This is a genomic window from Gordonia tangerina, assembly GCF_021556435.1.
GTDB classification, from domain to species: Bacteria; Actinomycetota; Actinomycetes; order Mycobacteriales; family Mycobacteriaceae; genus Gordonia; species Gordonia tangerina.
This window is the reverse complement of record NZ_JAKGCU010000035.1, coordinates 25,805-35,604: the sequence shown is the minus strand read 5'-3', so window position 1 is coordinate 35,604 and position 9,800 is coordinate 25,805. Positions and strand designations below refer to the sequence as shown.

The 9,800-nt window shown below is 66.1% G+C and carries 10 protein-coding genes; 3 read left to right on the top strand and 7 right to left on the bottom strand.

Annotation, left to right across the window (positions count from 1 at the left end; all coding sequences use genetic code 11):
- Nucleotides 1-270: 270 nt before the first annotated feature.
- Both L1892_RS22915 and L1892_RS22910 read right to left on the bottom strand, forming a co-directional pair.
- Nucleotides 271-1,107 carry an alpha/beta fold hydrolase gene (locus L1892_RS22915; protein ID WP_372475439.1) on the bottom strand — a complete coding sequence of 279 codons (837 nt, stop codon included), beginning with the start codon at nt 1,105-1,107 and terminating at the stop codon, nt 271-273.
- Between the two features lie 41 nt (nt 1,108-1,148).
- Nucleotides 1,149-1,580, bottom strand: coding sequence for a DUF427 domain-containing protein (locus L1892_RS22910; RefSeq protein ID WP_308191732.1), 432 nt, complete (start codon nt 1,578-1,580; stop codon nt 1,149-1,151).
- A gap of 17 nt (nt 1,581-1,597) precedes the next feature.
- Between L1892_RS22910 and L1892_RS22905 the strand changes: the two genes are divergently transcribed.
- From L1892_RS22905 to L1892_RS22895, 3 genes are all read left to right on the top strand, one after another.
- The gene (locus L1892_RS22905) at nt 1,598-1,906 is read left to right on the top strand and encodes an antibiotic biosynthesis monooxygenase family protein (RefSeq protein WP_235726087.1); all 309 of its coding nucleotides are present in this window, start codon (nt 1,598-1,600) and stop codon (nt 1,904-1,906) included.
- 69 nt (nt 1,907-1,975) lie between these two features.
- Nucleotides 1,976-2,596: an LON peptidase substrate-binding domain-containing protein gene (locus L1892_RS22900; RefSeq protein ID WP_235726089.1), complete on the top strand. Its 621-nt coding sequence runs from the start codon at nt 1,976-1,978 to the stop codon at nt 2,594-2,596.
- A gap of 91 nt (nt 2,597-2,687) precedes the next feature.
- Complete coding sequence (locus tag L1892_RS22895; RefSeq protein WP_235726086.1) at nt 2,688-4,190, top strand: aldehyde dehydrogenase; 1,503 nt, start codon at nt 2,688-2,690, stop codon at nt 4,188-4,190.
- Nucleotides 4,191-4,425: 235 nt separating this feature from the next.
- On the opposite strand, the gene L1892_RS22890 is transcribed toward L1892_RS22895, so the two are convergent.
- From L1892_RS22890 to L1892_RS22870, 5 genes are read right to left on the bottom strand one after another with little or no spacing between them, the layout of a single operon-like run.
- Nucleotides 4,426-5,022 (bottom strand): hypothetical protein, encoded by a 597-nt coding sequence (locus tag L1892_RS22890; protein ID WP_235726085.1) that lies wholly within the window; start codon nt 5,020-5,022, stop codon nt 4,426-4,428.
- Nucleotides 5,022-5,885, bottom strand: a complete 864-nt coding sequence (locus tag L1892_RS22885; protein WP_235726084.1) for an Rv1363c family protein — start codon at nt 5,883-5,885, stop codon at nt 5,022-5,024. The genes L1892_RS22890 and L1892_RS22885 overlap by 1 nt, the downstream gene beginning before the upstream one ends.
- On the bottom strand, nt 5,849-7,273 hold the full coding sequence (locus L1892_RS22880) for an MCE family protein (RefSeq protein WP_235726083.1): 1,425 nt from the start codon (nt 7,271-7,273) through the stop codon (nt 5,849-5,851). The genes L1892_RS22885 and L1892_RS22880 overlap by 37 nt, the downstream gene beginning before the upstream one ends.
- The gene (locus L1892_RS22875) at nt 7,273-8,547 is read right to left on the bottom strand and encodes an MlaD family protein (RefSeq protein ID WP_235726082.1); all 1,275 of its coding nucleotides are present in this window, start codon (nt 8,545-8,547) and stop codon (nt 7,273-7,275) included. The genes L1892_RS22880 and L1892_RS22875 overlap by 1 nt, the downstream gene beginning before the upstream one ends.
- Nucleotides 8,544-9,797, bottom strand: coding sequence for an MCE family protein (locus tag L1892_RS22870; RefSeq protein ID WP_235726081.1), 1,254 nt, complete (start codon nt 9,795-9,797; stop codon nt 8,544-8,546). The genes L1892_RS22875 and L1892_RS22870 overlap by 4 nt, the downstream gene beginning before the upstream one ends.
- Nucleotides 9,798-9,800 lie beyond the last annotated feature (3 nt).

Here is a 9,800-nt window from a genome sequence, read left to right as displayed (position 1 = left end):
CAACTCAAACAACTCGGCTACCAGGTCCACCTCGAGAAAGCGTCCTGACCCGAAACCGTCCCGACCCAGCGCCCACGACGCCAGTCAGCGACGCCACCTCACCTAACCTTCCTTACAGATCGACCAGCGATTGGAGCCACCTCTCCGGTGGTCGATCTCGCTACTCGATCCAGGGAGTAGCCGACGACCCGCGCCCTCCGGTGGTCGAGTAGCCGACGAGCCGCTAGGCGAGTCAGCGTATCGAGACCACAGCACCCGCCGCCAGAACACTCACCTCGGCAACGCCGACAAGAACGCCTCGACCGCACCCTGGTAGACGTCCGGGGCGTCGTCGTGCACAAGATGTCCCGCACCCACCACGCACAGATGGTCGGCATACTGCTGCAGCGAACGCATGGTGCGCATCTGCCCGGGCGGGGTCACCGAATTGCCGGCTTCGATGAGCAGACTGGGTACGTCGACCGCCCGCCACTGCGACCAGAAGTCGCGCCGGGCCCACTCCTCGGCGAGCTCGGTCCAGATCTGCAGATCGCCGTGCAGCCGGCCGTCGTCGAAAGCCTCGAAAAAATAGCGCCCCGCTACCTCACCGAACATCTGCTGGGCCTGCTCGACAGAGCCGAATCGCTCCGGCCAGGAGTCGAACCACGGTGTCCAGTCCCGCGTCGTGTGGCCACGGAAATCCGGCGCCATATCTTCGATGACCAACGCCGACACCATCTCCGGATACGCCGCCGCCGTGCACCAGGCGTGCAGCCCGCCCATGGAATGGCCGACGAGCACCGCAGGCCCCTGATCGATCCACACGAGGATCTCGGCGAGGTCGGCCACAAAGCGTTCGGTACTCAGTTCGGCGACATCGTCGGGTGCGGCGACGTCGGCGCCGGTGTGGAAGGCCGCGTCGAAGGTGAAGACGCGGCCGTGGCGACGTAGCCACGGAATCTGTCGACGCCAGGTCCGTCCGCGCCCCATCAGTCCGTGCAGCAACACGATCGGACCGACTCCACGAACATCGTGTCCGTCGACGTCGACCGGCCCGCCATGATCACGCAACCCGGTCTCCCGGACTGCCGGCGCTGCATCGCCCGACCTGCTCACCGTTCCCGCCACGTACTCGGTCGTCACGAACTCCAGGGTATGGCAGCGACGAACTAGCCGACCCGCGCGACGCCGGTCTCGATCTGCACCCGATCCGGGTAGAACGCGACGTGACCGCCGATGGTGGCGACCGCGTCGTAGGGATCGCGGTACACCCAGAGCGCATCTGGCAACACACCGCCGTCGACGACGAGGTCGTAGTAGTTCGCCTCCCCCTTGAACGGGCAGTAGGTGGTGGTCGCACTCTCACGCAGCATCGATGAATCCACGTCGGACAAGGGGAGGTAGACCACCGGCGGGTAGTGCGCCTCCCGCAGGATCAGCGCGGTCACGCTGTCGGCGACCACCGCGTCACCCGCGCGCACCACGACCCGCCCATCCGCGGGCGCCACGGTGATGGGATGCTCCGGACCCGGCGTCAATCGCTCCCGCGCCATCACGAACCTCCGCCTCCGATACGAACTGCTGATGACGTCCTCCAGCATGCCAGTAGGGTGTGGCCATGTCTGTTGTGAAGATCAACGCGATCTCGGTCCCCGAAGGCGCCGGCCCCGAACTCGAGAAGCGATTCGCCAATCGGGCTCATTCGGTCGACGGATCGAAGGGCTTCCTGGGATTCCAACTGCTGCGTCCGGTCAAGGGCGACGACCGCTACTTCGTGGTCACGCACTGGGAGACCGAGGAGGACTTTCAGGCGTGGGCGTCGGGTCCCGCCCGCGAGGCACACTCCGGCGAGCGCGCCAAGCCCGTCGCCAGCGGAGCCGACCTGCTCGAGTTCGAGGTCGTGCTCGACGCCAAACCGTCGACCTGACGGTGGCGTCGAACCTCGCACACCGATGACGGCCGCCCTGTGACGCCGGAGGGTCCGCCGGTGACACCGATGTTCCCGCTGGGCACCGCGCTGATCCCCGGTGAACCGTTGCCGCTGAGGATCTTCGAGCCACGGTACCGGCAGATGCTCTCGGACTGCCTGGGTCGCGCCGAGCGGTCCGACGGTGCCGGGTTCTTCGGTGTGGTGTTGATCGCGCGCGGCCATGAGGTGGGTGGCGGCGACGTGCGCCACGAGGTCGGCACGTATGCGCGCATCGACAATGTGCTGCGGCAGGCCGATGGCCAGGCATCGCTGACCTGCACCGGAGCCGGGCGGTTCCGGGTGACCGAATGGCTGCCCGACGACCCTTATCCACGAGCCGTCACCGAGCGGCTGCCCGAACCCGCCATCACTGCCGACGATCACCCGCGCATCATCGACCTGCGGGACCGGCTGACCGACTTCGTCACCGAGGTCGCGCAGACACGGCCGGAGGCGGTCCCGGCGGGTCTGCCGCACTTCGACGTCGACGACGTCGTCGAGCACGGGTTGTTCGCCTGGACACTGCGGTTGCCGATCGGCCCGGCGGACCGACAGCGATTGCTCGAATGCGACACCGTCACGGCCCAACTCGCGGTGCTCGACGACGTCGTCGAGGGGTTGACCGCGATGATCCGCTTCGGTCGGTGACCGATGCGCCTGGGACGCCCCTGGCCACAAAGTTAGAACGTGTTCTAGTATCAGGTGTGGAGTAGTTCACACCCGACTCAGGAGCACATCTATGACCGAGACCGTCGAGTCCCGTCCGGCATCCGCCCTTGTCGGCGCCGGCGACCAGCCGCAACTGTTCATCGGTGGCCAGTGGGTCGACCCGCATTCGACCGAGACGCTCGAGGTGTTCTCGCCCGCCACCGGCGAACGTGTCGGCTCGGTTCCGCTCGCCGACGAGACCGACGTCGACACCGCGGTCACCCGTGCGCGTGCCGCCTTCGACTCGGGTGTCTGGAGCGCCACTGCACCCGCCGAACGCGCGGCCGTGCTCAATCGCGCCGCCGACCTGATCAACGAGCGGACCGGCGACATCACGAATCTGGTCTCGGCGGAAATGGGTGCCACTCCCACCGACGTCGCGACCCTGCAACAATTACCGGCGACCGGCGTGCTACAGGGTTACGCAGGCGCCGCAACCGATTTCCCGTGGGAGGAGACACGCACCGGCCTGTTCGGCGAGACCCTGGTGACGCGCGAGCCGGTCGGTGTCGTCGGCGCGATCATCGCGTGGAACGTGCCGCTGTTCCTGCTGTGCAACAAGTTCGGCCCGGCGCTGGCGGCGGGGTGCTCGATCGTGTTGAAACCGGCTCCGGAGACCCCGCTCAACGCGAACCTGCTGGCGCAGCTCTTCGTCGAAGCCGGTGTACCCGAAGGAGTGATATCGGTGGTGCCGGGCGGACCGGAGACCGGAAAAGCCCTCGTCGAGCATCCCGACGTCGACAAGATCACCTTCACCGGGTCGACGGCCGCCGGTCGCGCCATCGCCGCGCGCTGCGGCGAGAACCTCAAGCGTTGTTCGCTGGAGCTCGGCGGTAAGTCGGCGGCCATCGTCCTCGAGGATGTCGATCTCGCGGCCAACATTCACATGCTGGTGTTCTCCGCCGGCCTGATCAACGCCGGGCAGGCATGCGTCGCCCAGACCCGGGTGCTGGTGCCGCGGTCACGGCACGACGAGATCGTCGCCGCCATGGTGGACACCGCCAAGACGTTCACGCCGGGCCTTCCGACCGCCGAGGGCACGATGCTCGGCCCGATCATCACCGAAAAGCAACGCGACAAGGTGGAGGGCTACGTCGCCACCGGCAAAGCCGAAGGCGCGACCGCTGTTCTCGAAGGCACCCGCCCAGCGGGCCTGGAGAACGGCTTCTATGTGACTCCGACAATCTTCACCGGTGTCACCAACGACATGACGATCGCGCGTGAGGAGATCTTCGGCCCGGTCATCAGTGTGATCGCCTACGACGACGTCGACGAGGCGATCGCCATCGCCAACGACTCCGACTACGGTCTGGCCGGTTCGATCTGGACAGCGGATGTGGAGCGTGGCGTGCAGGTGGCCAAGAAGATCCGCACCGGAACGCTCGGGATCAACTGGTATGCCATCGATCCCGCGTCACCGTTCGGCGGCTACAAGAACTCCGGGATCGGCCGGGAGAACGGCCGCGAAGGCCTCGAATCCTACCTGGAACACAAGTCCATCCTCATGCCGATGGGTTACACCTCGCAAGCCTGATCTCTCACAGGGGATACCGGGGTCGGCGGCCACAAGGTCGTCGACCCCGGTTCTGTGTTGTGCTGCGGAACCCCGGTGGTCGAGTAGCGGCGAACGCTACCCCGGTGGTCGAGTAGCGGCGAACGGAGTGAGTCGCGTATCGAGACCACCTCACGTGACCTCGATACGACCTCGGCTAGCGCGTCGGCCTACTCGACCACCGGTGGTCGCGAGAACCACGTCATACACGAAAAGGTCAGCCCGCCGGCGTCGGCGATGTAGGCGCACTCGGGGCCGGCAACGGGACCGCACCCGGCGGTGGCGTGTCGGTCTGCTCGATCCGGCTGCGGAACGAATCGTCGGTGATCACGTCGATCCCGGTGATCATCCATCGGCCGTCCTGTTCGACCATGTCGAAGGTCAGACGGCTGGGATCGACTCGCACGAGCTCTTTTCCGCCGCGCGTCACCGACTGGTTCATGAAGATCAGCACCTGCGACGTGTCGGCGGTGTTGGTCACCACCCCGGCGTCTTGGATCGTCACCTCGGACACGACCAACTGCTTCTGCACCTCCGACACCAGGTTGTTCTTGGTCACCAGGTCTTCGTACGTCGGTTTGGCTGCTCCGGTGAGCACCTGTTTCGACTGCGCGACATGCTCTTCGACGTTATCGGGGGTGTAGCCGAACATGGTCGTCGCATATCCCTTCGCGGCCGCCAAGGAGGAATCACGCGCCTGCTCGGAGAGCCGCAATTCGTTGTAGCGATAACCCAGAAAGCCTGCGACACAGACACATGCGACGGTGACCACGACGGCGGCCGCCACGAGCAATCTACGTGTGGTGAGCTGCATCAGGTCACCCACTCGAAATTCGTCATCTTCAGTTCATCGTTGATCCGCGTGATCTGCACGCGCCAGCGGAAGGTCTGCACGATGGTCTGCTCGTCGGGTTTCTCCGGCTTCATCTGCCAGCCGTACACCAGGATGACGGTGCCCTCGTCGGCGGTCGCCTGTGTCACGGCGTCGGAGATCACGGTGGACTTGGTGTCGAGATTCTGATCCCGCACCAGGCTCACCGCCTGCTTCATCGAGTCCTGCATCTGCTGATGCGCGCGGCCACTGGTCTTGTCCTCCAACGTCGCCATCGCGTCGTCGACGTTGTCGGCGTTGAGCGACGTCAGATTCACCACCATCTGTTGGGCGAACGTCGAGTACTCCTGGCGCAGTTCCTGTTCGTCGGTGATCCGGCCGATGCCGACGGCAAACACCACCGCTGCGACCACACTCGCCACGAGGACCACCACACCCACCGCGCCACCGACAATCCAGCCACGCGAACGCCGGGCACCGCGATAGCGCACGCTGTCGGTCGTGCTCGGCGCTGCCGGGCGGGTGGTCGAGCGTCGCCGTTTGCGCCGTGCCCGATAGCCGAGACGCTGTTCGACCTCGGTCGGGTCGGCCTCGATGTCACCGGCGCCGCGGTCAGTGAATTCGTCGGCCGGCCCTTCGTGACGCTCGCGAGCTCGCTCCTCAGGGACCAGAGGGCCACTTTCGCGCTCATCGGGAGACAGGGGTGGGCTCTCGCCGCCGACGTCGGGTTTCGTCTCTCGGGCGCCCGGCCGCCGGGGCCGCCGCAGCGGTGCGCGACGCACCGGCCCGGTCTGCCCGGCCGGCGGGGTCAGCCCTCGACGGTCTTCGTTATCAGGCTCTGCCATGTGCTGTCTTGTCCTTGCGAATTCTGTCCGGTACCGGCGTTGTAGGTCTTTCCGTCCGGTCCGATGAAATCTCCTGTCTCGGGATCGTAACTGGTGGCATAGACGGCCGGCCCGGGCTCGTGGTCGGCCGGTGTCCCCGGCGTGGTGTAACCGGCCGGTTCGTTGGGCAGCCGAACACCGGGCAATCCGTTCGGGAAGGCATCATTCGTGCCGGCTTCCGGCTTGTAACCGGTGCGACACTCCTCCGGGGTCGGTGCCCGTCGCCCGGGGAACTCCACACACGGATAGTTGCGCGCGCCGCGCACCGCCACCTGCGCGTCCTGCGGCACCCGGCACAGCATGCCCGGCGGGAGCTCCCGCGCCGTCTGCGCGGACGGGAATCGCCAGTCCGAGCGCGGCAGGAAGCCGACCGTGCACGGCGGCGGATCCTGGAAGCCGAGTGAGAACATCACGCTCGGGCCGTATCGCGGATCACCGGCGTTGAGCGAGGTGAGCAGGGCGTCGATGAGCCGCGGATAGATGACGAGGATCTGCTGGAGGTTGGGCAGATACACCGCCAGAGTCTTCGACGCCACACCCAGATTCGAGATCAGCAGCGGGAGCGTCTGATCCATCGAGGCGAACAGCTGCTCGGTTTGCGACGCCGTCGTCGGCCCCTTCTCGAGCAGATCGGTGATCTCCGGGTTGTTGGCGCGCAGCTGATCGGTGACGGCGGTGACATCGGCGGTCCACGAGCGGATGTCGTCTGCGGTCGCCGACTGCGTCGCCAACAGTGGGCCCGCCTGCCGGACCAGGTCGATGGTCACATCGGAGTTCTTGTCCGCGTCGTCGACCAACAGGATCATCGAGTCGAGCAGCCGTCGCAGATCCTCGGCCGTGCCGTTGAAGGCGGTGAACGCCTCGTCCATCAGTGCGCGCAGTTTGGTGTCCCCGACCTTGTCGAGCAGCGCATTGGCCTGATCGAGTACCGACGAGATCTCCACCGGCACATCGTCGCTGGTGACAACAGACCCGTCGTGAAGGTTTCCACTCGGTCCGTCGTCACGCGGCGTGAACTCCACGTACTGCTCGCCGACGGCCGACACACTGCGCACCGCTGCCTGCGACGACGCCGGGACCTTGGTGTCACTGTCGATCGACAGTGTCGCCTGCACACCGTTCTCGGTGAGCCGCACCGACTCCACCTTGCCCACGTTGACGCCGCGGTAGCTGACATTCGCGTTCTGATACAGGCCACCGGTGCTGGGCAGGTTGAGTTCCACCTGATAGCGCCCGATGCCGACCATCGACGGAATCCGCACGTAGTAGATCGCCATCGCGACCATCGCCACCACGGTGACGACCGCGAAGATGATCAGCTGGATGCGGACGAACCGCGTGATCTTCATCAGTTGCCACCTCCCGAACCACGCTGGGGTGTCGTTGCGCTGGGCGTGGCGGCCGGCGCGGGAACGGGCTCGTCGGAGTCCGGACGTCGCTCCCCGCCCGGGGTCAGCGGTGAGGTGAACGGGTCCAGCCCGCGCTTGGCGGCACCGGCGGGTGTGCCGGCGACGGCCTCGGGTCCGACGGCGCCGACCGACCGGAAGATCGTGTTGTTGAGACTCTCGAAGGTCAGGTCCAGCACCAGATCCGAGTTCACGTAGTCGCCCTTGACGATCGTGGGGATGGCTTCCTCCAGGAACGGGAAGGTCAGCAGGATCTTCAACGACCCGGGCAGTGCCGGGCCTGCGGCGGCCGTCTGCTCGAGCACCCGGCCCAGATTCGCGACGATGGTCTCGATGTCGTCGGAGTTGGCGTCGAGCACGTCGTTGGTGGTCTTCGACAGCCGGCCCAGCGAATCGAGTGCGGTGACGAACTGCTGTCGCTGATCATTGAGCAGCGACAGGATCGCCGGGGCATCCGCTAGCGCCTTCTCCACCGTCGGGGTCTGTTCGTTGATCGCGGCGGTCATCCGGTCAAGGCCTTCCATCGCCCGGATGATGTTGCCTCGCTGCCGATTCAGGTCGGCGACGAGCACATTCAGCCGCGGCACGAGGGCGCGGATCTGCTCTTGCCGACCACCGAAGATGGCATCCATCTCGTGCACGACGTCGCCGAACTGCGAGAGCCCACCACCGTTGAGCACCACCGACAGCGAGCTCAGCACCTGCTCGGTGGTCGGATAGGAGCACCCTGGCACCTGCTGTGCGGAGTTGATGTCGGGCTCCGGCGGGGCGGTCGTCGGCGCCGCGATGTTCGGCGACTCCGGGCAGGCCGGCAGCGGGATCTGGTCCCCGGGCGCCATGTACCCGTCATAAGAGTCGGGTTCGACGATCTGCAGGTGGGTCGAACCCAGGACGCTGGTCATCCCGACCATCACATGTGAACCCTGGGGTATCCGCACACCTTTGTCGAGACGGATGTCGAGCTCGGCATTCCAATCCCGCACCTCGATGTCACCGACAGAGCCGACGGTGACGTCGTCGATCATCACCGGCGCGTTGCTCACCAGCCCTGCGGCATTGGGCAGCACCGCGCTGATCTGGTAAGCGCCGTTGCCGGTTCCCTGCGCGCCCGGTACCGGCAGGCTGTTGAGCCCGGAGAATCCGCACGCGGTGGCGGCCACGATCACCGTGGCGAACACCACCAGCAGGCGCACCTGCCGCATCATCGACCCGGTCATCCCTCGGCTCCCCACGGGACGAGAAGATCACCGAGGGCACCGCCGCCGTTGTCTCGTCGCGTCTGGGCGTCCTGTGCCCGGACCCCGGCCTGCGCGCGCGCTTTCACACTCGCGTTCTGGTAGGTGATCTGATCGGGAGTGGCGTTGATGCCGGTGACCGGGTTGGTCATGAACGGTGGGTAGGCCACGGCGATGGTCGACAGCATCGGCGCGAGCACATCCACACAATGTTCGACGTCGGCCTGACTCTGGCCCGGCCGGTTGTTGGCGTCCATGGTGCCGCACAGCAGCGTGATGAGGTTGTTGCCCATGCCGAGACCGAACACACCCGAGAGCGATCCGGTCAGCGGGTTGTAGATGTTGTAGAAGTTGGCGAGCTGGTTGGGTGCTGAATGCAGCAGGCCCCGCAGCTGTTCGTCCTTGTCGGCCAGGATCGAGGTCGTCTGGGCGAGATCGGACACCGACGTCGTCAACGCATCCTTGTTCTGCGCGATGAAGCCCTGGATGTCGGTCATCGCCGAGTCGAGGTTGTGCAGCGCACCGTCGAGCGCATCGGTGTTGTCGGCCAACACATCACTGACCGAGGCGATGCGCCCGTTGAACTGCACGAGCTGTTCGTGGCTGTCCGACAGCGCATCGGTGAGTTTCTGCAGACTGCGGATGGTCGCGAACAGGTCTCCGCGTCCGGCGGCGAGAGTGTCCATCACGTCCGACAATTCGGTGATCGACTGGTTGATCGCGGCGCCGTTGCCGTTGAGATTCTGTTCGAACACGTCGATGGCGGTGGCGGCGGTGCCCGGTTCGGCCCCCTGCGGACCGACCGCCTCGGTCAGCTCACCGAGTTGCTTCTTCACGTCGTCCCACTCCATCGGGACGGCTGTGCGTTTCATCGGGATGGCGTCGCCGTCGTTGAGCTGGGGACCCTCGGAGTACACCGGGGTCAGCTGGATGAAACGTCCGGAGACCAGGCTCTGGGCCACCACGACCGCCTTGGCGTCCGCCGGGATCGGGGTGTCACGGTCAATCGACATCTGCACCCGCACATCGCCTTCGCGGGGTGTGATGGAGGTGACGCTGCCGACGTCGACGCCGAGCACCCGCACCGGATCTCCGTTGTAGAGGCCGGTGGCCGATGGGAAGTAGGCGGTCACCGACTTCGTCGTCGCCTTGGTGAAGCCGAGGTAGGCGGCGACCGCGACGAGCGCGATGAGCACGACGCCGGCGACCACCTGGAGGACACGTTTGGTCATCGC

What these genes read in the sequence shown, in the direction of transcription:
- L1892_RS22895 (WP_235726086.1), top strand. Translation starts at nt 2,688, where the DNA reads ATGACCGAGACCGTCGAGTCCCGTCCGGCATCCGCCCTTGTCGGCGCC.
- L1892_RS22890 (WP_235726085.1), bottom strand. Translation starts at nt 5,022, where the DNA reads ATGCAGCTCACCACACGTAGATTGCTCGTGGCGGCCGCCGTCGTGGTC.
- L1892_RS22870 (WP_235726081.1), bottom strand. Translation starts at nt 9,797, where the DNA reads ATGACCAAACGTGTCCTCCAGGTGGTCGCCGGCGTCGTGCTCATCGCG.
- L1892_RS22900 (WP_235726089.1), top strand. Translation starts at nt 1,976, where the DNA reads ATGTTCCCGCTGGGCACCGCGCTGATCCCCGGTGAACCGTTGCCGCTG.
- L1892_RS22875 (WP_235726082.1), bottom strand. Translation starts at nt 8,547, where the DNA reads ATGACCGGGTCGATGATGCGGCAGGTGCGCCTGCTGGTGGTGTTCGCC.
- L1892_RS22905 (WP_235726087.1), top strand. Translation starts at nt 1,598, where the DNA reads ATGTCTGTTGTGAAGATCAACGCGATCTCGGTCCCCGAAGGCGCCGGC.
- L1892_RS22880 (WP_235726083.1), bottom strand. Translation starts at nt 7,273, where the DNA reads ATGAAGATCACGCGGTTCGTCCGCATCCAGCTGATCATCTTCGCGGTC.
- L1892_RS22910 (WP_308191732.1), bottom strand. Translation starts at nt 1,580, where the DNA reads ATGCTGGAGGACGTCATCAGCAGTTCGTATCGGAGGCGGAGGTTCGTG.
- L1892_RS22885 (WP_235726084.1), bottom strand. Translation starts at nt 5,885, where the DNA reads ATGGCAGAGCCTGATAACGAAGACCGTCGAGGGCTGACCCCGCCGGCC.